The 22821-nt window shown below is 70.6% G+C and carries 21 protein-coding genes and 1 tRNA gene; 10 read left to right on the forward strand and 12 right to left on the reverse strand.

All coding sequences use genetic code 11. From position 1 onward, the window contains the following. Positions 1-82: 82 nt before the first annotated feature. From BJ969_RS27340 to BJ969_RS27370, 7 genes are all read right to left on the reverse strand, one after another. Positions 83-3406 (reverse strand): arabinosyltransferase domain-containing protein, encoded by a 3324-nt coding sequence (locus BJ969_RS27340; RefSeq protein WP_184483762.1) that lies wholly within the window; start codon positions 3404-3406, stop codon positions 83-85. A 166-nt stretch (positions 3407-3572) separates the two neighbouring features. Continuing rightward, positions 3573-3974 (reverse strand): MerR, encoded by a 402-nt coding sequence (locus BJ969_RS27345; protein WP_184483764.1) that lies wholly within the window; start codon positions 3972-3974, stop codon positions 3573-3575. Next, on the reverse strand, positions 3971-4231 hold the full coding sequence (locus BJ969_RS27350; RefSeq protein WP_184483766.1) for a hypothetical protein: 261 nt from the start codon (positions 4229-4231) through the stop codon (positions 3971-3973). The genes BJ969_RS27345 and BJ969_RS27350 overlap by 4 nt, the downstream gene beginning before the upstream one ends. An 89-nt stretch (positions 4232-4320) precedes the next feature. Continuing rightward, complete coding sequence (glfT1, locus tag BJ969_RS27355) at positions 4321-5253, reverse strand: galactofuranosyltransferase GlfT1 (RefSeq protein WP_184483768.1); 933 nt, start codon at positions 5251-5253, stop codon at positions 4321-4323. Further along, positions 5250-6071: a galactan export ABC transporter ATP-binding subunit Wzt/RfbE gene (gene wzt / locus BJ969_RS27360; RefSeq protein WP_184483770.1), complete on the reverse strand. Its 822-nt coding sequence runs from the start codon at positions 6069-6071 to the stop codon at positions 5250-5252. Before wzt ends, glfT1 begins: the two co-directional genes overlap by 4 nt. A gap of 13 nt (positions 6072-6084) precedes the next feature. Then, entirely contained in the window at positions 6085-7053 is a 969-nt protein-coding gene (wzm, locus tag BJ969_RS27365; protein ID WP_343071619.1) for a galactan export ABC transporter permease subunit Wzm/RfbD, read from the reverse strand. A gap of 77 nt (positions 7054-7130) precedes the next feature. Further along, positions 7131-7664: a bacterial proteasome activator family protein gene (locus BJ969_RS27370; RefSeq protein ID WP_184483773.1), complete on the reverse strand. Its 534-nt coding sequence runs from the start codon at positions 7662-7664 to the stop codon at positions 7131-7133. A 99-nt stretch (positions 7665-7763) separates the two neighbouring features. Between BJ969_RS27370 and BJ969_RS27375 the strand changes: the two genes are divergently transcribed. Continuing rightward, positions 7764-8963 carry a cysteine desulfurase-like protein gene (locus tag BJ969_RS27375; protein WP_184483775.1) on the forward strand — a complete coding sequence of 400 codons (1200 nt, stop codon included), beginning with the start codon at positions 7764-7766 and terminating at the stop codon, positions 8961-8963. A gap of 10 nt (positions 8964-8973) precedes the next feature. On the opposite strand, the gene BJ969_RS27380 is transcribed toward BJ969_RS27375, so the two are convergent. Beyond that, on the reverse strand, positions 8974-9954 hold the full coding sequence (locus BJ969_RS27380; protein WP_184483777.1) for an NAD(P)H-quinone oxidoreductase: 981 nt from the start codon (positions 9952-9954) through the stop codon (positions 8974-8976). Positions 9955-10098: 144 nt separating this feature from the next. On the opposite strand from BJ969_RS27380, the gene BJ969_RS27385 reads away from it, so the two are divergent. The 4 genes from BJ969_RS27385 to BJ969_RS27400 all read left to right on the forward strand — a co-directional run bounded on the left by BJ969_RS27385 (position 10099) and on the right by BJ969_RS27400 (position 13607). Next, positions 10099-11574, forward strand: a complete 1476-nt coding sequence (locus BJ969_RS27385) for a M28 family peptidase (RefSeq protein ID WP_184483779.1) — start codon at positions 10099-10101, stop codon at positions 11572-11574. Positions 11575-11690: 116 nt separating this feature from the next. Further along, complete coding sequence (locus BJ969_RS27390) at positions 11691-12884, forward strand: endonuclease/exonuclease/phosphatase family protein (RefSeq protein WP_184483781.1); 1194 nt, start codon at positions 11691-11693, stop codon at positions 12882-12884. A 148-nt stretch (positions 12885-13032) separates the two neighbouring features. Further along, on the forward strand, positions 13033-13467 hold the full coding sequence (locus BJ969_RS27395; RefSeq protein ID WP_184485910.1) for a MarR family winged helix-turn-helix transcriptional regulator: 435 nt from the start codon (positions 13033-13035) through the stop codon (positions 13465-13467). 55 nt (positions 13468-13522) lie between these two features. Further along, a tRNA-Ser gene (locus BJ969_RS27400) sits at positions 13523-13607 on the forward strand. 98 nt (positions 13608-13705) lie between these two features. On the opposite strand, the gene BJ969_RS27405 is transcribed toward BJ969_RS27400, so the two are convergent. Continuing rightward, entirely contained in the window at positions 13706-14644 is a 939-nt protein-coding gene (locus tag BJ969_RS27405) for a CPBP family intramembrane glutamic endopeptidase (RefSeq protein ID WP_184483783.1), read from the reverse strand. Positions 14645-14800: 156 nt separating this feature from the next. Here BJ969_RS27405 and BJ969_RS27410 point away from each other — a divergent pair, with 156 nt between their 5' ends. After that, on the forward strand, positions 14801-15571 hold the full coding sequence (locus BJ969_RS27410) for a MerR family transcriptional regulator (protein ID WP_184483785.1): 771 nt from the start codon (positions 14801-14803) through the stop codon (positions 15569-15571). Positions 15572-15720: 149 nt separating this feature from the next. Beyond that, positions 15721-16152 carry a hypothetical protein gene (locus tag BJ969_RS27415; RefSeq protein ID WP_184483787.1) on the forward strand — a complete coding sequence of 144 codons (432 nt, stop codon included), beginning with the start codon at positions 15721-15723 and terminating at the stop codon, positions 16150-16152. 164 nt (positions 16153-16316) lie between these two features. On the opposite strand, the gene BJ969_RS27420 is transcribed toward BJ969_RS27415, so the two are convergent. Continuing rightward, on the reverse strand, positions 16317-17075 hold the full coding sequence (locus BJ969_RS27420) for a S1 family peptidase (RefSeq protein ID WP_184483789.1): 759 nt from the start codon (positions 17073-17075) through the stop codon (positions 16317-16319). A gap of 655 nt (positions 17076-17730) precedes the next feature. Between BJ969_RS27420 and BJ969_RS27425 the strand changes: the two genes are divergently transcribed. From BJ969_RS27425 to BJ969_RS27435, 3 genes are all read left to right on the forward strand, one after another. After that, positions 17731-18582 (forward strand): L,D-transpeptidase, encoded by an 852-nt coding sequence (locus BJ969_RS27425; RefSeq protein ID WP_184483791.1) that lies wholly within the window; start codon positions 17731-17733, stop codon positions 18580-18582. 152 nt (positions 18583-18734) lie between these two features. Further along, positions 18735-19229, forward strand: coding sequence for a hypothetical protein (locus tag BJ969_RS27430; RefSeq protein ID WP_184483793.1), 495 nt, complete (start codon positions 18735-18737; stop codon positions 19227-19229). 88 nt (positions 19230-19317) lie between these two features. Further along, on the forward strand, positions 19318-20073 hold the full coding sequence (locus BJ969_RS27435) for a hypothetical protein (RefSeq protein ID WP_221315954.1): 756 nt from the start codon (positions 19318-19320) through the stop codon (positions 20071-20073). Between the two features lie 300 nt (positions 20074-20373). Here BJ969_RS27435 and BJ969_RS27440 read toward each other — a convergent pair whose 3' ends face one another. Next, positions 20374-21120, reverse strand: coding sequence for a hypothetical protein (locus BJ969_RS27440; RefSeq protein WP_184483795.1), 747 nt, complete (start codon positions 21118-21120; stop codon positions 20374-20376). A gap of 67 nt (positions 21121-21187) precedes the next feature. After that, the gene (hisC, locus tag BJ969_RS27445) at positions 21188-22246 is read right to left on the reverse strand and encodes a histidinol-phosphate transaminase (protein ID WP_184483797.1); all 1059 of its coding nucleotides are present in this window, start codon (positions 22244-22246) and stop codon (positions 21188-21190) included. Positions 22247-22821 lie beyond the last annotated feature (575 nt).

Here is a 22821-nt window from a genome sequence, read left to right on the forward strand (position 1 = left end):
CCGGCGCCCCGTTTTCACCCTGGGCGGACGCGAAGCGGCCCGCCCGACCTGATCCGGTCGAGCGGGCCGCGTCGGACTGCTCCTACTGCTGCGGTTCGTCACCGCCGAGCTGCTTGACGTCGTTGCGGTCGTCGGAGCTGGGCACGTCGCCCGGCAGCTCCACCGTCTTCGTCAGCGGCCCCGGCGTCCACAGGCCCGAATGGGTCTCCTTGCGCACGTCCATCGCGGTCTCCGCGGGCAACGCGTCCGGCTGGTACGGGTCCACCTCGTAGAGCGAACCCCAGTCCCGCGTCAGGTCCCCGCGCATGTACGTCGGCAGTTCCCGCACGCTGGAGCTGACGTTCATCCAGCCGAACGGACCGCCCGCGTCCGGCGAGGACCAGCCCGCGCCGATGTCGCGCACCTCGGCGCCGGCCGAGACCCGGAACCGCGGCATCTCGGCGACGCCGTTGCGGATCCCGGAGATCTGCAGGCAGGGGTGCACCAGCGCCGCCGTCCACTCCACGAACGTGGGGGCGTCGCCGACGACGTCGGTCATGTTCTGCAGCTGCGGCGCGCGCGGCGCGCTCACCGCGAGCCAGCCGTTCGGCGAGACCGCCTGGTCGACACCGACGACGCGCATCTTCGTGGCGCCCTCGGCCTCACCGCCGACGGTGAACCGGTAGTCCCGCCACTGCGGAGCCGGGCCCTGGCCGACGAACTGCCGGTGCATCATCTCGAAGCCCTGCGGGGTGTCCCGGCCGAACTCCAGCACCAGCGCGTTCGCGCCGCCCTCGGCACCCGCGAGGCTCAGCACCACCGGCACCTCGCCCGTCGCCGCGCGCTCCGGCAGGTCGTACCACTGGGTGCGCAGCTCACCGGTGCCGGTGCCCGCCTCGTCGTAGCTGCCCCACACCGGGGCCTTGTCGTCGCCGAACTGGTGCGGCGGGCGCCAGTCCGGCTCCTCCGGGTCGGAACCGTCGCCGACGGGCAGGCCCGGCTTGCGGAAGCCCTCCATCTTCGGCGCCAAGTACTGCTCGGCGTTCTCCTTGTCGGCGTTGCGCTTGGGCACCTCGAAGTCCGGCACGGGCTTGGACGGCTGCTGCCCGGCGACCGGCAACATGCCCGCCTTCGGATCGGGCTCCACGTACACGTAGTCGGACAGGCCGCAGCTGGAACCGGCGAGCTGCTTGATGTTGTCCATGCCCAGGCTGTAGGTGCCCGCCTGCTTCTGGATGACCTTGCCGAAGGTCGCGAGCTCGCCCAGCACCAGCAGCGCGCAGATGATCGCCAGCGGTGCCGTGCCGAGCCGCAGCGCGCGGCTGCGCTTCTCCATGCCGGTCCGGCCGGGTTCGACGCTCTCGACGACCTTCGGGTTCTTCTCGTCCAGCCTCAAGTGCTCGACGAACGCCACGATGCCCGCGATGGCCGCGATGCCCAGCAGCAGCGTGCTCGCGTTGCGGCCGTCGATCGACGGGGCCTTGTCGAACCACGGCACGCCCCAACCGGAGACGTACCACCACGCGTTCGGCCCGGTCGAGGCGAACGCGCAGATCACCATGAGCCCGGAGAAGAACGCCGCCCGGTTGCGCCGCGATCGCAGCACCGTGCTGCTCGTGGCCAGCGCCGTCAACGCGGCGAGCGCCCCGCCGACGGCGGCGAAGATGCCGAAGTGGTGCGACCACTTGGTGGGGGTCAGGGCCAGCGCCACGAACGACAGCGCGGCCACGGCCAGCAGGCGGCGGCTCGGGCCGAGCGCCGCACCGCGGATGCGACCGCGGCGCAGCAGCATCACCGCGCACGTCGCCAGGCACAGCATCACCAGCAGCACCGGGAACCGGCGCACCAGCGAACCGTCCGGGGTGGGGCTGAACAGCAGGTTGTAGCGGTTGAGCTCCTGGTACCAGTCCTCGCTCGGGCCGATCTCGGTGCGCAGGTCCGTGGCGTCCATGATCGACTGCCAGGTCTGGTCCGCGAACACGGCGGCCAGGATGATGAAGCCGCACGCCGCGATCGGCGCCAGCACCGGTACCCAGCCGTAGTCCTTGGCCCGCTGCCGCACCAACCGCAGCAGCGGCTTGAGCGCCGCGATGTAGGGCAGCACCGCGACCAGGCCGTGCGGACCGGCGCCCAGCGCGAGCGCGGCCACGACGAGGCCCAGCGCGGCGGGCATCAGGCGGCCGGTGGCGACCGCGCGCTCCACGGCGCACAGCGCCAGCAGCGAGAACAGCGCGATGACCGGCTCGGCGCGCAGGCCGTTGTTGTAGGGCAGCCAGAACGCGAGGAACACGGCCGCGGCGGCCCAGCCCGCGGCGTTGCTGCGCCGGACCTGCTGGCCCAGCCTCGGCAGCACTTCGCGGCTGATCAGCAGCCAGCTGACCGAGCCCATCAGCAACGCGGGCAGCCGCACCCACGGCGTGGCCGTGGAGATCTGCACCCACATCGAGTACAGCTCGTAGAACCAGCCGAACGGCGCTTCCGGCACCGCGAACCAGCGGTAGTAGTTGCTGATGTAGCCGGCGCTCTCGCGCGCTCGCGCGATGGTGAGGATGTAGCCGTCATCGGAGGTCATCGCGCCCGCGATCCACCAGATGATCAGCGCGCCGAACACCGAGACGTCCCGCAGCGTCGGCTTCCACCAGCCGCGCGGCACCAGCCGGGGCGGGCGTCGTCCCGCGCGCACGTCCAGGCGCCGCAGGCACACGACGGAGCCGATGAAGGCCAGCACCGCCAGGCCGATCACGGTGAGCTTGATCGGCGTCGCGCTGCTCTCGTAGCGGTTGTCGACGCGGGCCTCGAAGGACAGGCCGTCGATGTTGTCGCGGGTCGAGTCGATGTCGGAGAAGATGCCGGTCAGCTGCGGGCGCTGGTCGCCGCGCAGGTTCGCCAGCGTCTCGTCACCGAGCTTCACCTTGGTGCCGGCGACGTCGGAGCGCACCGTGATGGCGCAGTCGCCCGCCGGGACCGGCACCGTGCCGACCTGCTGGCCTTTGGACAGCAAGGTGACCTGGCCGTTGTCGGCCTGCAGGGTCATGCCGGTGAGGTTGCCGTAGTCCGAGTTCGGCGGGTTCGTGCTCAGCAGGTTCGCCGGACCGTTGGTGCGCGCGTCGACGCTGCGCACCGATTCGCACGGCACGTTCGCGTTCATCCACAGCGGCGAGAAGCTCACCAGCGGCGCGGAGACCGACTTGGTGCCCTCGGCGGTGGGCCATCTCAGGGTGTTGATGTTGTGGTCGACCGGCAGGAAGGGCACCGCGATCGCCAGTACGGCGCCCAGCAACCCCAGCACGGAGGCGAACCACCTCAGCTGCTTGGCGGACGGGTCGCGCCGGCTCGCCGCCGGGCGTGCCGGAGAGTCCGCCGCCTGATCCGAGGACGACTCCGATGGGTCGTCCTTGCGACTGCTGTCTTCCTGCCCCTTAAGCACGCCAGGAGAATAGTAGTCCCTGGTCCTGGGACTTCCGGCGCGTTCGACGCGGCCGGAACCGAGATGTTTGCCGACGCTATGAGCAGCCTCGATCGAGTGATTCTCAGGTGTCTCTCAGCGTCCCGTGATCCCCCGTGACCGATCGGTGACCGTCGCAACGGACGGTTCAGGACGCCTCCGCCATCAGTTGAGCGACCCGCTGGTGCGAAGTTCCGATCACCTCGGCGATCACCCGCTGGCTCAAGCCCGCGGAGCGCAACGTCGTGATGATCTCCAAGCGCGCCCGCTCGGCGTTCGCCGCCGCCCGCTTGGACTCGGCCGTCCAGTGCCGCAACTCTTCGACGGGCCGGGTGTACTCGACATCGCCTTGCAGGTACCGCCAGTCGATGCGGAAGGAGTCCGGCTCTCGGTCGGCGAGCCCGGCGATGAGGTCTCGCACCTCAAGGTCGAGCTCCTCGAGGTGATCCACTTCAGTGGCCCCGGCGGGCAGGCCCTGGACGTGCACCACCCAGCTTCGATCCTGCCTGCTCACGTCCACTCGGTAGCTGCCCAGCTGCTCGGAGCTCATCGGTCCTCCAGCCACTTGTCGCCGAAAATGGGAGCCAAACCGGTCTCGATGTGCGTGAGCACGTACCAAGAGATCTCTTTGTTGTGCCCGGTTAAACCGAACCGGGCCACTTCGGCGCCTTCTCGGTCGTAGACCGCGAAGATCCGATGCGAGCCCTTACCTCTGCCCGGGATCTCTTGGATCGTCGTCTTCGCATTTCGGGCCGCGCGCCGCGCGAGACTCAGCACCTTGGCCGGCTTCAGCTTCTTGTTGACCACAGCATACTTCTATCGCAGTGGACACTCAAGTGGCAAACCAACTAGACGCGATCGGGTGACCTTGATCGGCGGAAGATGAACCGTCCCGTTCAGCGGCGGAAGAACTGCTCCCGGCGCCCCTGCCGGACCAGGCGGAGCCACTCGCGGAACGCCTTCAGATCACGGCGCTGGCCGACGAAGTACAGCCCGAACCGCAGGAACTCCAGCGCCCCGATCTTGCGCATCCCCGGCTGCGAGAGCAGATAACCGCGGTTGCGGTAGGTGTAGTAGCGCTTGTTCTCGTCCGACGGGTCCTGCGCGTGGAACCGGCCGCCGAGCATCGGCTTGAACTCGTCCGAACCGTCCGGGTGCACGAACCGCGTCTTGAGCGAGGTGCCGAACGGCAGCCCCGAGCGCACCACGCGGCGGTGCAGCTCCACCTCGTCGCCGCGGACGAACAGCCGGTAGTCCGGCACGCCCACCACGTCCAGCGTGGCCGCGCGGAACAGCGCGCCGTTGAAGAACGACGCGATCCCCGGCAGGAAGTCGGCGTCCCCGCCGGGAGCGCTGAGCTCCTCCGGGCGCCGCTTCCAGGTGAGGCCGCGGCGCAGCGGGAACGCCAGCTTGTCCGGCCGGTTGATGTTCACCACGACCGGCGAGACCGCGGCGAGCTTGCGGGTGCGCGCCACGTCGAGCAGCGTCGCCAGCGCCTGGTCGTCAGCGGGCCGGCCGTCGTCGTCGCCGAGCCACACCCACTCCGCGCCGAGCGCCAGCGCGTGCAGCATGCCCAGCGCGAACCCGCCCGCGCCGCCGAGGTTGTGCCGCGAGGGCAGGTACGTCGACGGGATCGGGCAGTCCTCGACGACCTGCCGCGCCGGTTGGTCCGGCCCGTTGTCGACGACCACCAGGTGATCCGGCACCCGCGTCTGGGTGGCGATCACCTTGAGCGACTCCGCGAGCAGCTCGCGGCGATGCCTGGTGACGATCACCGCGACGACGGAATCTGCGGGAAGTTGCGGCTGCTCGGCGGAGTCGGCGCTCATGGTGCTTTGTCGCTCCCGATCGTGGCGGTGGCCGTGTCACTGACCTGCGCCAGCATTTCCGGACTGAGGTTTTCGAACGGGTCTTTGCCCTTGTAGGACGTCAGCACGCTGCGCAGCGAACCGTGCTCGCGGATCCCGCCCTTGTCCATCCACACGGCCGAGTTGCACAGCTCCATCAGGAACTCGTCCGAGTGCGAGGCGAAGATCAGGATGCCGGAGCGCTTCACGAGCTCCTTGAGCCGGTCGCGCACCTTCTCCAGGAAGTCCGCGTCGACCGCGCCGATGCCCTCGTCGAGCACCAGGATCTCGGGGTCGATGGAGGTGACCACGCCGATGGCGAGGCGCACCCGCATGCCCGTCGAGTAGGTGCGCAGCGGCATGTCCAGGTAGTCGCCGAGTTCGGTGAACTCGGCGATCTCGTCCATCCGCTTTTCCATCTGCTTGCGGTTCATGCCGAGGAACAGACCGCGGATGACGATGTTCTCGTACCCGGAGATCTCCGGGTCCATGCCGACGCCGAGGTCGAACACCGGCGCGACCTTGCCGACGACGCGGGCGCTGCCGCGGGTCGGCTCGTAGATGCCCGCCAGCAGCCGCAGCAGCGTGGACTTGCCCGCACCGTTGTGGCCGACCAGCGCGAGCCGGTCGCCGTGGCTGAGGTGCAGGTCGATGTCGTGCAGTGCCTCGATGATCGGCACCTTGCTGTCGGTGCCGATCTTGCCGCCGGCCTTGCCGAGCACGGCCTTCTTCAGCGAGCGGGACTTCGCGTCGAAGATCGGGAAGTCGACCGCGGCGTTCCAGACGTCGATGCTGACCATCGTTCGATCTCCCTCAGACCCAGTAGGGGACGCGGGCGCGGTAGTTGCGCAGGACCACGGCTGCCAGCAGGAAGCCGACGACGGTGCAGCCCAGGACCCAGTACCAGTGGTACAGGTGCTGGTCGAACCCGATCAACGGGTCGCGGAAGATCGCGATGTAGTGCGACAGCGGGTTGCCGTCGACGAAGATCTGCCGCCACGCGTTCTGGTCGTTGTGCTCGAACTCGAACATGCCCCAGGTGATCGGGGACATGAACAGCGCCATCGTCATGATGCTCTGGATCACCGGCGGGATGTCCCGGAAGCGGGTGGCGATCACGCCGAACAGGGTGGCCACCCAGATGCCGTTGATCATGATCAGCAGCAGCGCCGGGATCGCGACGATGATCGTCCAGTTCACCGGGATCGGCGTCCCGGCCAGCGCGAAGATGGCCAGCAGCAGGAAGTAGATGATCAGGTTGTGCAGGAAGAACAGCGTCTGCCGCCATACCAGCCGGTAGATGTGCACGCTCAGCGGAGCGGGGAGCTGCTTCATCAGCCCCTCGTTCTTGATGAACACCTCGGTGCCCTCGGTCACGCAGTTGCGGATGAACTCCCAGATGATGAAGCCGACCGCGAGGTGCGGCAGCTTCTCCCGCAGGTCCGTGCCGAACAGGCTCCCGTAGAGGATGCCCAGCCCGGTCACCATCACGCCCATGCTGATGGTGATCCACAGCGGTCCGATCACCGAACGGCGGTACCGCTGCTTGATGTCCTGCCAGCCGAGATGCGCCCACAGCTGACGCTGCTTGGCGCCCTCGACGAGGTCGTTGAACGCTTTGGACCAGGTCCGCGACGAAGTCTCGGGCGGAGCCGCTGGTCTCTCGATCGTGCTCGTGGCCTGCACGGTGCGTAAGAGTACCGACAGCGCCCTGGTCACCGGGGAGAGGGAGGCACCCACGCCGACCGGGGCGCACATTCCGGACAGCTCGGGCGCGCCCACCCTCGCTCGCCCGTTCGGGCGCGCGTGCGCCCGCGCAGGCCGTCACCGTTGCGTGAACCCCCGGACGTGCGCGGCCGTCACAGGTACTGGCCGGTCCCCCTCGACTGCGGGGACTGCTCCGCCTCGCCGCCGCTGCCCGCGGGCAGTCCGCGGCGCATCTGCTCCAGCTGCGCCCGCGCCGCCATCTGCTGCGCGAACAGCGCCGTCTGCAGGCCGTGGAACAGCCCCTCCAGCCAGCCCACCAGCTGGGCCTGCGCGATGCGCAGCTCCGACTCCGAGGGCGTCGACTCCTGCGCGAACGGCAGCGACAGGCGTTCCAGCTCCTCGATGAGCTCCGGCGCCAGGCCCTCCTCCAGCTCCCGGATGGAGGACTGGTGGATCTCCTTGAGCCTGCTGCGGCTGGCCTCGTCCAGCGGCGCGGCCCGCACCTCCTCCAGCAGCTGCTTGATCATCGTGCCGATCCGCATCACCTTCGCGGGCTGCTCGACGAGCTCTCCGACGTTCTCCCGCTCGCCCATGCCCTCGGCGGAGGGGTCCACGCCCGAACCGAGCGGTGTGCCCTCCCCCACCACGAAGATCTCGCGCTGCGGGTCCTGTTCGTTCTGGTTCATGCCCCCATCCTGACGCCTGGCGCGCGCATCGGGCGCACGAGGAGCCGGAATGGGCCACCCGGCGGTCATCAAGTCCGGCCCGCTCACTACGGTGTGACCATGGCGTTCGACGTCGCTGCTGTTCGCGGGCTTTTCCCCGCGCTGGGCGACGGCTGGGTGCACCTGGACGCCCCGGCGGGCATGCAGGTTCCCGAGCAGGTCGCGACCGCGGTCTCCACCGCGTTGCGCGCCCCCGTCTCCGGGCCTGGCGGGATCTTCCCCGCCTCGCAGCGCGCCGAGGCCATCGTGGACGCAGCTCGTCGCGCACTGGCCGATCTCGTGGGTGCCGACCCTGCCGGGGTGGTGCTCGGGCCGAACTCCGCCGTGCTGCTGCAACGGCTCGCCGACGGGCTCGGCGACGGCTGGATGATCGGCGACGACGTCGTCGTGTCCCGGCTCGACCACCCGTCCAACGTGATGTGCTGGCAGCGCGCCGCGCAGCGCTCCGGCTGCCAGGTGCGGTGGGCCGAGGTGGACATCGAGACCTGCGAACTGCCCGCGTGGCAGTACCGCGACCTGGTCAACGAGCGCACCAAGGTCGTCGCCGTCACCGCCGCGTCCGGTGCCGTGGGCACCCGCCCGGACGTGCACCAGATCGCCGAGATCGCCGCCGAGCACGACGCGCTGGTGGTCGTCGACGCCTCCGCCGCCGCACCGTTCCTGCCGCTGGACATCACCGCGATGGGCGCCGACGTGCTCGCGCTCAACGCCTCCGCGTGGGGCGGGCCGCCGGTGGGCGCGCTGGTGTTCCGGGACCCGGCGATGATCGACCAGTTGCCGTCGGCGGCGCTGGAACCCGGCTGGCGCGGACCGGACCGCCTGGAGCTCGGCCCGCACGCCTACCCGCTGCTGGCGGGGCTGGTGTCGTCCATCGACTACTTGGCGGGCCTGGACGACGCGGCGATCGGACCGCGGCGGGAGCGGCTGCTCACCTCGCTGAGCTCGGCGAAGGCCTACCAGGCGGGTCTGCTGGCGAACCTCACCGGCGGGCTGCGCAGGCTGCGGCACGTGATGGTCATCGGCGACGCGATGCGCCGGGTGCCGTCGATGGCGTTCACCGTCAACGGCGTGAAGGCCGTCGACGCCATCGAGCACCTCGCCGACCAGGGCGTGTGCGCGTTCGCCGACCCCGGCACGCACGGCGTGTTCGCGGTGCTCGGCGTCGGTGAAGTGGGCGGTGCCGTCCGCGTCGGCCTCACCCACTACACGAACACCTACGAGGTCGATCAGCTCCTGCGGGCGGTCGCCGCGCTCGACTGATCCGCGCCGTTCAGGAGCGGGTGAGCAGGATCTTGCCGTGCACGCCGCCCGATTCCAGCAGCGAGTGCGCGCGGGACGCCTCCGGCAACGGGATGCGGCTGTGCACGATCGGCCGGACCCGCCCGGCGGCGACGTGCGGCCACAGCTTCTCCCGCACGTCGGCGACGATGGCGGCCTTGCCCGTCGGCCCGTCCAGCGGACGTCCGCGCAGGCCCAGCACGGAGATGTGCAGCCGCTTCACCAGCATCCGCCCCAGGTCCAGCTCGGCCTTGCGACCGCCCTGCATGCCGATCACCGCGAGATGCCCGTCCGGCGCCAGCGCCGAGAGGTTCCGGTCCAGGTAGGACGCGCCCATGTTGTCCAGGACCACGTCGGCCCCGCCGAGCCCCTTGACCACCTCGACGAAGTCCTCGTCGCGGTAGCTGATCACCGGGTCGGCGCCGAGCTCCCGGCAGAACTCCCGGCTCTCGGCCGCGCCCGCGGTCGCGGCGACCCGGGCGCCCAGCGCCCGCCCGATCTGGATGGCGCTGGTGCCGATGCCGCCGGAACCGCCGTGCACCAGCAGCAGCTTCCCTTCGGTGAGGCCGCCTTCCATGACCACGTTCGACCACACCGTGCAGGACACCTCGGCCAGTCCCGCCGCGTCGACCAGGTCCACGCCGTCGGGCACCGGCAACAGCTGAGCGGCGGGCACCACGACCCGCTCCGCGTAGCCCCCACCGGCGAGCAGCGCGCACACCTCGTCGCCGACCTGCCAGCCGGTGACGCCCTCGCCCAGTTCGGCGACCGTGCCGGAGCATTCGAGGCCGAGGATCTCGCTGGCGCCCTTCGGCGGCGGGTAGTTGCCCTGCCGCTGGGACAGGTCGGCCCGGTTCACGCCGGCCGCCGCGACGTCCACGAGCACTTCACCGGGACCGGGCCGCGGATCGGCCTGCTCGGTCCACTCCAGCACTTCCGGGTCACCCGGCTCACGGATCGCGATGGCGTACATGGTCACGACCGTAGTCGTTGCCGCCGATCCGGCAATACCGGGAAAAACCGTTCCGCTGTAACCATTATCCGGACAATCTTGACTTCACCGGTGAGAGCTGTCGAAGCTGACCACCACACACTCACCCTTGGGGAGCAGAACGAGATGACTGCTGTGAGATCGGGCCGCCGCTTCGCGGCCGTGTCCGCCGCCTTCGCCGCGGCCCTGGTCGCCGCCGCCCCCGCGTCCGCCGCGCCGACCGATCTGGGGGCTCAGGTCGAGGTCGACGCCGTGCACCGGCACCTCGTCGCGCTGCAGCGCATCGCCGACGGCCACGACGGCAACCGCGCGTCCGGCCGCGAGGGGTACGAGGCCAGCGTGGACTACGTGGCGGGCAAGCTGCGCGGCGCCGGATTCGACGTCACCACGCCGGAATTCGACTACCAGGCCTACTTCCTCGACTCGTTCGCGCTGGCCGTGGCCGGTGCGCCGGTCGACGGGGACGCGCTGGAGTACTCGCCCGCGACCCCGCAGGGCGGCTTGACCGCGCCGCTGTCGGTCGCCGCCGTCGACGACACCCCCGGCTGCGAGGCGGCCGATTTCCCCGCCGACGTCGCCGGATCGGTGGCGCTCGTGCAGCGCGGCTCCTGCACTTTCGCGGAGAAGCAGCAGATCGCCGCGGACCTCGGTGCCGTGGGCACGATCATCTACAACAACGTCGAAGGCCCGGTCAACGGCACCCTCGGCGACCCCGCCGACGCGCGGATCCCGAGCGCGGGCGTGGACCAGGCCACCGGGCAGCGGCTCGCCGAGCAGGCGGGCGCGGAGGTCCACCTGGACGTGCAGTCCCGGTTGCAGGACATCACCACCCGCAACGTCGTCGCCCAGACCCGCACCGGGCGCACCGACAACGTGGTGACCGCCGGGGCGCACCTGGACAGCGTCGCCGAAGGCGCCGGGATCAACGACAACGGCAGCGGCACCGCGGGCCTGCTGGAGACCGCGCTCGCCCTCGGCGGCGCTCCGGACGCGCCGAACGCGGTGCGCTTCGCGTTCTGGGGTGCGGAGGAGTCCGGCCTCGTCGGGTCCACGAAGTACGTGCAGAGCCTCAGCTTCGAGCAGCAGCTCGACATCGCGCTGTACCTGAACTTCGACATGATCGGTTCGCCGAACGCCGGGTACTTCGCCTACGACGGGGACGACTCCGACGGCGTCGGCGCCGGTCCCGGCCCGCACGGCTCGGGCGTCATCGAGCGCGACCTGGGCGCGGCGCTGCTGGCCCAGGGCGTGGAGGTCGAGGGCACCGACTTCGACGGGCGCTCGGACTACGGCGAGTTCATCGCCAACGGCATTCCCGCGGGCGGGCTGTTCACCGGCGGCGACGGCACCAAGACCGAGGAGCAGGCCGCGAAGTGGGGCGGCACGGCCGGGGTGAACTTCGACCCGAACTACCACACCCCGCAGGACAACCTGTCCAATGTGGACAAGGTTGCGCTGGAGCGGAACGCGAAGGCGCTGGCCACCACGATCGGCCAGTACGCGCAGAGCACCGAAGGCGTCAACGGCACCCGCGCCGACCGCGCCGGGCTCCGTACCGCGCAGGCCCCGTTGCCCGCTCTCGGCGACCACGACCGCATCTGAGGCTGGTGAACGGACCGTTCGTCCCGTCCCGTCGGGCGAACGGTCCGTTCAATTCCCGGCGTTCACCTGCGCGTCGCCGAGACCTGTGAGAGTGGCGCCGACACCGGGAGGACTCCGTGAACCGACGCTGCACCACGTTCGCCGCCATCGGCGCCGTCGTCGCCGGCACCGCGCTCACCACCCCCGCGACCGCCGCCGGCGGCGAACCCGCGGTCCGCTTCGCCACGTTCAACGCCTCGCTGAACCGCCCCGCCGCGGGCGACCTGCTCGCCGACCTGTCCACACCGGACGATCCGCAGGCCGCGAAGGTCGCCGAGGTCGTGCAGCGGGCCCGGCCGGACGTGCTGCTGCTCAACGAGTTCGACCACGTCGAAGGCGGCGCGGCCGTGGACGCGTTCCGGGACAACTACCTCGCCGTCGGCCACCACGGCGCCCGGCCCATCGACTACCCGTACAGCTACACGGCTCCCGTGAACACCGGCGTCCCGTCCGGCATGGACCTGGACCACGACGGCGTCGTCGGCGGTCCCGGCGACGCCCACGGCTTCGGCGAATTTCCCGGCCAGTACGGCATGGTCGTGCTCTCGAAGCACCCCATCGACGAGGACGCGGTGCGCACCTTCCAGGGGTTCCGCTGGGCCGACATGCCCGGTGCGCTGCTGCCCGACGACCCCGCCACGCCCGAACCGGCCGACTGGTACTCGCCGGAGGAGCTGCGCGAGGTGCGGCTGTCGTCGAAGTCGCACTGGGACGTCCCCGTCGAGGTCGGCGGCCGCCGGATCCACCTGCTCGCCGCGCACCCCACTCCCCCGAACTTCGACGGCCCCGAGGACCGCAACGGCCTGCGCAACCACGACGAGATCCGCTTCTGGTCCGACTACGTGCACCCGGCGCGCGGCGACTACCTCTACGATGACGCGGGCCGCAGCGGCGGTTTGGCCCCCGGAGCGCGGTTCGTCATCGCGGGCGACCACAACTCCGATCCCGTCGACGGCGACAGCGTTCCCGGCGCCGCGGACCGCCTGCTCGACGCGCACCGGGTGCGCGACCCGGAACCCGCCAGCGCGGGCGCGGTCCAGGCGGCGCACGACCAGGGCGGCGCCAACGCCGAGCACCGCGGACCGGCCCGGCTGGACACCGCCGACTTCAGCGACGACGCCCCCGGCAACCTGCGCGTGGACTACGTGCTGCCGTCCTGGCCGCTGCGCCCCACCGGAAGTGGCGTCTTCTGGCCAGCCCCGCAGGACCCGACGGCACGCCTCAACGACGCCTCCGACCACCACCTCACCTGGGTGGACCTGCGGCCGTGACAGGAGATCGGCCCCGCCGGACGACTGCCGCCCCGGCGCGGCCACGCCTCGACCTGACGGATCGAACCGGTTCCGGCACGAACCCGACTAACCTGGCGGCGTGATCGATGGGAGCGAAGAACGAGTCCGCTGGCTCGACGACGAGGAGATGGCGGCGTGGCGCTCCTACACCGAGGGCAGCGCCCTGCTGGAGCACCGCCTCAACCGGGAGCTGCACGCGGCGCACGACCTGTCCATCGCCGACTACGAGATCCTCGTCCGCCTGTCGGAGCAGCCCGACCGGCAACAGCGGATGAGCGAACTCGCCAAGGACGTGGCGCACTCCAAGAGCCGCATATCGCACCAGATCCGCAGGTTGGAGAACGCGGAACTGGTGCGCCGCAACGATTGCCCCGACGACGGCCGCGGCGTCCTGGCCGTGCTCACCGACCGCGGCGAGGAAGTCCTGCGCGCCGCCGCCCCCTCCCACGTCGCCAGCGTCCGCGAGCACCTGATCGACCTCCTGGAGCCCGCGGAGAAGCAGGTCCTGGCCGCCGTGTTCGAACGAGTCAGAACCCGCCTGCGCGACCACGCCGAGCCCTGACCCGGCCCCCTCCCCGATGTCCTCGCGCCCGCCCGGAGGGCTAGGCTCCCGCCTTGGAAGCGTGGCAGAGCGGCCGAATGCACTCGCCTTGAAAGCGAGCGTCCCGAGAGGGACCGGGGGTTCGAATCCCCCCGCTTCCGCAACGTTTGACCAGCACGAACAGAGCCCGGCGAGGATGAACCCCGCCGGGCTCCGTTGCGCTTGAGCGTCGGTGCGACTGGTTCCGGTCCCGGTTTCCTCACAGCCTCGTCGGACGGGCCCGCGCGGTCGTAGAGCCGTGTCGGCGGGTGGTTGCGAAGACTGCGGCTGTCGTGGCGATCGTGGGTACGGTGAGGAGCAGCAGCGCCGGTTCGCCCGTGCCGCCGAGCAGGTCGGTGTGCAGCACCAGCGCGAAGGTGAAGCTGACGGTGTTGTTCAGAGCGTGGAGGACCACAGCCGTCTCTAGCCCACCGGTGCGCCAGGTGATGAGCGCCGCGCCGACGCCGAGGGTCAGGTAGTTCAGGTTCAGCCACAGGTTGCCTTGGAAGTGGATCGCGCCGAACAACGCTGCCGAGACCACCACGCCGACGACCAGTGCGGTGCGCGGGTTCCGGTTCCAGCTGCTCGCGACGCGCAGGACGAGACCGCGGAACCCGAACTCCTCCCCCGCTGCCTGCAGCGGGGTCAGCAGCAGGGTGACGGCGAGGAGACCGATCAGATCCGCGCTGTTGAACTGCGCGGGCTCGACCGGGGTCACGAGCGAGACGATGGCGATGCAGAGGACCGACAGCGGGCCGGCGAACAGGAACGCCCATCCGAACCGGTCGAACCGGAACCGGGAGACGACCGAGATCAGCGAGCGTCCTCGGACTCCGTAGAGCCAGCGCTGCACGAGCATGCTCCACGGGATGAGCAACGCGATCGAGGCGGCCCCGGCGGCCTGGAAGAGGACCGTGACGTCGTCACCGCCGAGCGTCGGGTTGACCCGCCCCATGGCCAGGTCGGCTTGGGCCGCCAGCCAGGTGATCACCGATCCGAACCCGAACAGCCCGACGACCACCAGCACGATGGCGGCGACGCCACGTCCCACCCGTCGCCGGTCGTGGACCAGGGCCCGGTGGTAGGGGACGCCACCCACGCGGTCGGTGCCGGTCTCCGCGGGGTCGACCGCCCACGGTGCAGCGGTGCTACCTGCCATGCTGTTCTCCACTCCTCGGTCGTCGGTGGCGCGTACGTGTTCGCCGCGACCAAGTGGACACGTTGACGTGACGTCACACTCAAGCCCTGGCTGCGAGGTGATCACCGGCGCAGCGGCCAGCGGAGCGACGGACACGAGTGGCCGGGAGGGCCGGTAATGGCGTGGAGCACCAGGGAACTCGCCGAGTTGGCGGGGACGACCGCGCGCACTGTTCGCCACTACCACCAGATCGGGCTGTTGCCCGAGCCGGAACGACGCAGCAACGGCTACAAGCAGTACGGCGTGACCCACCTGATCCGGCTGCTGCGGATCAAGCGACTCGCCGAGCTCGGTGTCGGTCTGCACACCATCGCCGAGCTGGGCAATGACGAGCATCCGGTGGAGGCGTTGCGAGCCCTGGACGCCGAGCTCGGCGAACAGATGAGCCGGTTGAGCAAGGCACGCGCCGAAGTCACGATGATGCTGGAGGAGCAGCTCGCCACGGATCTGCCGTCGGAGTTCGCGGTGACCGCGGCCGTGCCGATGTCCGACGCGGACAAGCGCCTGACCTCGGTCCTGGGCAGGCTGCTCGATCGCGACGACCGCCAGGTATACGCGGACCTGGTCGCTTCCGATGCGCGCAGTCATGTCGACGACGATTTCGAGGGCCTTGCCGCCGACGCCGGAGAAGCCGTCCGGCACGACCTCGCCGTGCGCATGGCGGCGCACCTGGAGACGCTGCGCGAGCAGCACCCCGGTGTCTTCGAGCTGGGCGCGTCGGATCCTCGACGCTTCCACTCAACCGTGGAGCAGGTCTCTAAGGAGATCTACAACCCGGCTCAACTCGACGTGCTGCGCCGGACGACGGCACTGTTCTGGCGGGGCAAGGATCACGCAGCGACGTCCCACGCCGCACCCCGTCCGGCACGACCGGCCGTCGACGAGTGATCCCGGTGGCCGGCCCGGCTCCGTTGCGTTCGGCCCGGTGCTGGTCTCGGTCGCGACCGCCCGCCAGAGCCGCGGAACCTGCTCGCGTTCGACGGGGATGAGTACTTTCACGGATCCCTGGTGCGGGGTGCGGGTGCCACCATCGCTCAATGATCAACGAAAGGCACGTGCGGCGACCTGCCGAACGCTCGGGGCTCAGCGTGGTGCTAGCGGTGCTGACCGCGTCCTGCTGGTGGGCCTGGATGGCCTGGGACCAGGGGTATCAGACCGACCCGGCGACGGGGGCGGCCAGCGGTCCCTACCAGGCGTGGCAAGTGGTCGGCTGCGTCGTCTGCCTCGTCGCGCTGGGTGTGGGCGCGAGCGTTCGGCTGCCCGCGTGGCTCGTCGTCCCGATCATGCCCGTCGCGTTCACCGCGGCTTGGACTTGGACCGCCGCAGGAGCGGACGACAGCGGTCTCTGGGCCGTCGGTGCGGTGCTGGTCTTCGCCGGCATGCTCGTCGGAACCGGAGTGGTCAGCGGAATCACCGCCTTCGCGCGCGGCGCGGCAGGACGGCGAGGGCGAGCGGTCCCGGCAGGCTGAGAGCGGCCAACCCGCTTGAACTACCCGGAGTCGCCCCGCACATGACCTTGCGAGCGGGACCGGAGCGTCGACTCCCCGCTTCCGCTCCGGTGAACAGCACGAGAAGAGCCCGGCGAGGACGACCCCGCCGGGCTCTTCCGCGCCCCCGCCTCCGCCCGCAGACCTCAGCGCGCGGTGGTCCGCTCGATCCAGTCGCGGTGGGCGGTGAGGTCGGTGTAGATGCCGGGGCCGGTGGCGCACGTCGGGTCGGCGTCGCCGTCGCGGCTGGTCGCGCCGATCAGCCGCCAGTCACCGGGGCGACCCTTGAGCTGCGGGCCGCCGGAGTCGAGGATGCACGCCTGCGCGTTCTCGGTGGGGCTGTCGGTGCACAGCTCGTTGTCCGGGTCGTAGTTCTCGGTGCACCGGTCGTCCGGGACGAGTTCGCTGTCCAGCTCCTGCAGCGTGCTCGGCGGGTCCGGGCATTCGCTGCCGTCCTCGCAGGTCATCCCCCAGCCGAGGAGGCGGGTGCCGGTGCCGATCGGGCCGGGTTCCGCGGCGATCTCGACGGGCTGCGCGTCCACGGGATGGTCCAGCTTCATCACGGCGACGTCGGCGCGGAACGGCTCGTAGGAGAAGTCCGGGTGCGCGATGACCTCGGTGACCTGGGCTTCGGCGCCCTTCGTGCGGTCGTGGTCCCCGATCCGCACGGACAGCTGCTCGGGCTCGACGTTCACCGTGCAGTGCCCGGCGGTCACGATCCAATCCGGTTCGATCAGCGTCGCCCCGCAGTAGTGGTGGCCGTCCTTCTGCACGCTCACCATGAACGGGTAGTCCGCGGTGGCGTCATGACCTCCGATGATCGCCGAAGCGGGTGGCGCCAACACCGCCGTGAGCGCGACCGCTCCCACCGCCGCGAACAGTGCCGCTGTGCCGGGCTTGCCCATCAAATCCTCCTGCGTGCTCCGCGATTCGGTCACACGCAAAGCTAAAGATCCGCCGCGGAAGCGGAATCACCTTCACAGCCAACGTGATCTACTACTTTCGGCCAGCGCGGCGAACGACGGGGAACGGCACGCGACTCGGTGCGAGGTCGTTCTCGTCGCGGCGCGCTTCGCGCGTGGGCCGCAGCGGTGATCGAGCCGGACGGGCCGCCGTGCTCGTCGGACGGCGCCGCAGAGCCGGTGCCCTCGGGGAGCGAGCCCGTCGGTCCGCACGAATGCGGCTTTCCTTTCGATGCGCGGCGCCGCCCGCGGCTCCGCACTGCCGGGCGACTCGCATTCGAATGTCACTCGAAACGGTGAAGTTATGCACCTGAAAGTGGGGCAACCCATTTCCGGCGAATTCGGCGAATCCGCCTGAATCGACGGTTTTCGCTGCTCAGGAACCGGTTCTCGGCATCGGCACCGACACGTACGCGCGTACCTTTCCGTTTGGACTGATCCTCTCGGTGGGTTAGCGTCCGCCAGACACCTGATCGGCGGTATCCGGCGATTCGGTGTCACCCCCGATCGTTCTGCACTTCCCCGAATGCCGTTCCGGCATTCCCTCACCGCATCGCCGCAGCCCGGCATGGCCGGGTCAGGAACCGAGGAACGAGTCATGACAGCGCGAACCCGATCCGCCCGCACCACCCCGGCGCCACGCCGGGTGCTCGGCTGCGCGCGATCGTCGCTGCTGGCCGGTGGCCTCGCGGCGTTGCTCGCCGGGTGCGGGGGCGGTGCGCTGCCACCTGCTCCGGCAGCGGAATCCGCCGCCCCCGCACCGGTTGGACAAGCCGACCGGGTCGACCTCACCGGACTTCCCGCGGCCAGCACCTTCGGCGACATCGACAGCGCGGGGACCGACCCCGCGCCGGACGCCGCCACCGACGGCGTCGTGCTGCGCGTCGAGCGGGACGTGGCCGTGCACGGCACGCCCGGCGGACCTGCTTTCGCCAAACTGCCCGCGATGCAGCTCGGCAATCCCACCTGGGTTCCGGTGATCGCCCGGCATGCCGACTGGGCGCAGGTCCTGCTCCCCTCCCGCCCGAACAGCAGCAGCGGCTGGATCCGCGTCGGCCCGGCGAACCCGGTCACCCAGGCCCGCACGCCGTACCGCGTCGACGTCGACGTCGACGCGAAGCGGCTGGTGGTGCGGGAAGGCGACCGCGAGATCGGCGCCTGGACCGTCGGGGTGGGCTCGCCGGACTCCCCGACACCGCGCGGGCGCACCTACCTGATGGCCGCGATCGAAGAGACGGTCACGGACTTCAGCCCCATCATCCTTCCCCTCGGCACCCACTCCGAGACCTTCAACAGTTACGGAGGCGGACCGGGAACCGTCGCACTGCACGGCTGGCCGGATCCGGCCGTGTTCGGCGAAGAAGCCAGCGACGGCTGTGTGCGAGTACCGCCGGACGCATTACGGCTGCTGAGCACACTGCCGCTGGGAACGCTCGTGTTGCTGCAGTGACGACACGTCGTAGGACCAGCGGAGACGGAACGCGGCGGGAAGGCGGCAGGGACCACGCAACAACCCTGTCGCGACGATGAGCCCGGCCTGACCGGACGACGGAAAGCCGGCCCCACAGTAATCCCGGAAATCGAAACGAAGGAAGTGCGACAGTGCACAACAAAGCACGCTTCGCCGGTGTCATCACGGCGACCGCTGGATTGTTGCTGGCAGGCGCTCCGGCGTTCGCCGACAGCGCGGACAACGACGGGATCAACGTCGGCAACGACAACAACGTGAGCCTGGTTCCGATCCAGCTGTGCGGCAACAACGTCGCGGTCGCCGGAGCCGTCGTCTCCCTGCTCTCCCCGCAGACCAGTGAATGCGTCAACGCGCCGGTCGTCGACCACCCGTCGCACAAGCCGGAGAAGCCCGACCACGAGAAGCCCGAGAAGCCGCACAAGCCGCACAAGCCCGGTCACGGCGGCGGTCACGGCGGCGGCCACGGCGGGGGTCACGGCGGGGGCCCCGGCCCCGGACCGGCGCCCGCTCCCGCTCCGGCACCCGGACCGGCGCCGAGCGCTCCGGCCCAGCAGGTGTCGCCGGCCGAGCTGCCCACCGCGCCCAGCCCGGTGGCCGTCGCGGGCCACGCGGCCGTGACCGGCTGACGCGTTTCGTCCCGTTTCGCACCGTGCCCGTGCCCCGTTCCGACCCTCGCTGTGGTCGACGGGGCACGGGCACGTGCACAGTGGTGACATGTTGATCCGCATCCCCACGCCCGGCGACGTACTCGGAATGGCCCGCTCCACGGTCGGCTGGGCGGTGGAATCCGCGACGACGGTCGCCGCGGCACCGGCTCGGGTGCTGGGTCTGGTGGACGGCGTGGAGGCGCTGCTGGCCAGGGTGAACACCGTCGTCGACGGGGCCGAGGAGATCCTCGCCCGCACCGGCCGCACCGTCGACGAGGTCGAAGAGGTGCTGCGGGAGGCCAAGACCGTGGCCGCCGCCGCGAGCGCCACCGTCGAAGCAGCGGGCGCCATCTCCGCCGAGGCGCGCACCATCGTCGAGAGCGCCGGTTCGGTGAGCGACACCGCCGCGAACACCGTCGCCGACGTGCAGAAGACCGCGGCGATGGCCGACGAGCTCCTGGCGACCTACGAACCCCTCGCCCGGAAAGCGGCGCCGATGGCGCAGCTGTTCGTCGACGAGCTCTCGCAGAAGGAGGTCGACGCGGCGATCCGCCTGGTCGACGAACTGCCGGTGCTCACCGAACACGTGCTCTCCGACGTGCTGCCGATCCTGCGCACCTTGGACAAGGTCGGGCCCGAGATCCACGAACTGCTCGAGGTCACCCACGACGTGCGCCGCGCCATCGTCGGCATTCCCGGCTTCCAGTTCTTCCGACGCCGCGGTGGGGAGAAGGTCGAGGAGGAGTCCGACGAGCGCTCCGAACCGCGCCCGATCGAGGCGATGCGGACCGGCGGCGATGAGACCGGCTCAGGCTCGCGCTGAACCAGCTGGATCTACCACTCGAAAGTGCGATCATGGCGGCTGCGCACGGCGGAATTTCCCACTGCACGGCTAGATTCGCGTGCGGCGTAGTTCACTACGCAGTCGGCGTGGTCGCCCCGGTCCGACCGGCGGTCACTCCTCTCGGGATGTCCGGCGGAGTACTCCCCCTCTCTTCGCCGGACATCACCGTTTCCCGCCGCACGCGGCGAATCTCCTGCGGTGACGGCGTTCCAGCGCGCCACCGGTGAGATCCCGTTCCCGCGATCTCACCGATTCTCGTTGCGCCGCAACGGTTTCCACTCAGTCAAGCATGCCGCCGGCGAGTTCGGTGAGCCGGTTCGCCGCGGTCTCCCACTCGGTTCCGGCGAGTTGCACGGTGCAGAGCGCGACGATCAGCACCCGGCCGCCGCGGCGGACCAGGCCGGTCGTGTGCATCGCGGGGCGGTCCAGGTCGACCCGGTCGTCCGGGACCGTGCGGCGACCGCTCGCGGGTTCGGCCGGGGCGGGCTCGTTCGGGCCCGGCCCGAAACCGGACCAGCCCTGCTTCACCGCTTCCGGAGCCCGCTCCACCGACGGGATGCCGAAGGACTGGTCGAACCCGTCGGACGCGAACGTCTTGAAGCGGCGCAGCTCGTCGAGCACGTACGCGCCGGGAGCTCCCGCCGCGCGCAGGTGGCGGTAGGTCAGGACCACGTCGGCGGCGGTGAACACGGCGTAGCCCCACATGTCCGGGTCGCGGGGCGGTTCGGTGTCTGCGAGTCCGATCTCGGCGACCATCCGGTGGATGATCTCCTCCCGCCCGCCGCGGTCCCAGAGCTCGCTGGCCGCGTCGTCGTCGCTGGCGCGCAGCATCGGTTCGAGCAGCGCGCGGTCGGCCTCGGTGGGTTCACCGCGGCGCAGCAGGTGGTCCAGCGCGATCAGCGGCTTCACCAGCGACGCCGAGCGGAAGCGGTGCCGCGAGTCGCGTCGCCGCAGCACCTCCGAGGTCTCCGCGTCCACGACGAGGTAGCCGGTGCGTTCGCCGTCCGGTCCGTGTTCCGCCGCCATCGCAGGCCCCCGATCTCCACCGCCGTCCGGGCACCGTAGCAACGCGGTCGACCCGTGATCGACGTTCTCAGCCCGCCGGGTGGAAGGTCTTGGCCGCGGCGAGCAGGGTGTCGTTCTCGCCGGTGTCGCCGATGGTGATGCGCACGCCGGAACCGGCGAACGCGCGCACCACGACGCGCTCGGTGAGGCAGTGCTCGCTGAACTCGGCGGCGCGGTCACCCAGCGGCAGCCACACGAAGTTGGCCTGCGTCTCGGGCACCTCGAAGCCGAGGGCCAGCAGCTCGTCCCGGACCCGCACCCGCTCGGAGGCGATCGCGGCGCAACGCGCCCGCAGCTCGTCCTGCGCGTCGAGGGAGGCCAGCGCGGCGGCCTGGCCGACCGCGTTGACGCTGAACGGGACGCACACCTTGCGCAGCGCCTCCGCCACGTGCGCCGGGCCGATGGCGTAACCGATGCGCAGGCCCGCGAGGCCGTAGGCCTTGGAGAAGGTCCGCAGCACGAGCACGTTGTCGTAGCGGGCGGCCAGCTCGACGCCGTCGGGCACGTCCGGGTCGGTGACGAACTCGCGGTAGGCCTCGTCCAGCACGACGAGCACGTCGGAGCGGACCGAGTCGAGGAACCGCTCCAGTTCCGCGCGGCGCACGGCGGGGCCGGTGGGGTTGTTCGGGCTGCACACGAAGACGAGCCGGGTGTCCGGGGTGATCGCGGCGGCCATCGCGTCGAGGTCGAGCGCGTGCTCGGCGGTCAGCGGCACCTGGATCTGGGTGGCGCCGACGATGTGGCTCATGATCGGGTACGCCTCGAACGACCGCCACGGGTAGACGACGGAGTCCTCGGTGGTGCAGGTGATCTGCACGAGCTGCTCGCACAGGCCGACCGAGCCGCAGCCGACCGCGATCCGCGCCGGGTCGACGTCGAGGCGGGTGGCGAGCGCGTCGGTGAGGCGGGTGGCGCCCATGTCCGGGTAGCGGTGCACCTCGCCGGCGGCTCGCGCGATGGCCTCGGTGACGCTGGGCAGCGGGCCCGCCGAGACTTCGTTGCTGGCCAGCTTCAGCGATCCGGCGACGGTGCGTCCGGCGACGTAGGCGGGCAGCTGGTCGAGGTCGGCGCGGATGCGGACGGTCATGCACGGCTCCTTGGTTCGGGCGGCACCACCGCTTCGCCGCTGGAAGTGCCGCCCGACCACTGTAGAACCGGCCGGGGGGCGCAACGCCGCTGGATCGGGCGGGGAGGCGCAGAATCCGTGGGGCCGAGCCCGACTTCCCCGGAGTGATCGCGCACTGCCGACCGGCCACCACTGCTTGTGGACAACTTCGGGATGACTGTGGACAACTCGGTCCGACCCGGTCTTGCCCGACGTGGGAGCGACTGCCGGGACCGCGGTCCGTTGACCTGCCCGATGTCCGCATCGGCCTTGCCCGACGTCGGTACCCGGGTGGCGCCGATCGGGTGTAATACCGCGCACATCCACGGCGGCCCCGCGGCGCTGTTCGGCTGCCGCCCGACCTGGCGCCCGGGACGTTCCGGTCCGCCGCGTCGAGCGCATCACCGCACGTGACGTGTGCACCGCGGGGCGGATCGGAGATCGGCTCGGCGACCTCCGCGAGCTGCGGCGAGGGCCTCCGGGCGGTGGCGACGGTCTGTCAACCGCCCTCCGCCATCCGGATGATCACGTTGACTGCTGTTCACCCATTCCTGGTT

Origin of the sequence: Saccharopolyspora gloriosae (genome assembly GCF_014203325.1) — a bacterium.
GTDB classification, from domain to species: Bacteria; Actinomycetota; Actinomycetes; order Mycobacteriales; family Pseudonocardiaceae; genus Saccharopolyspora_C; species Saccharopolyspora_C gloriosae.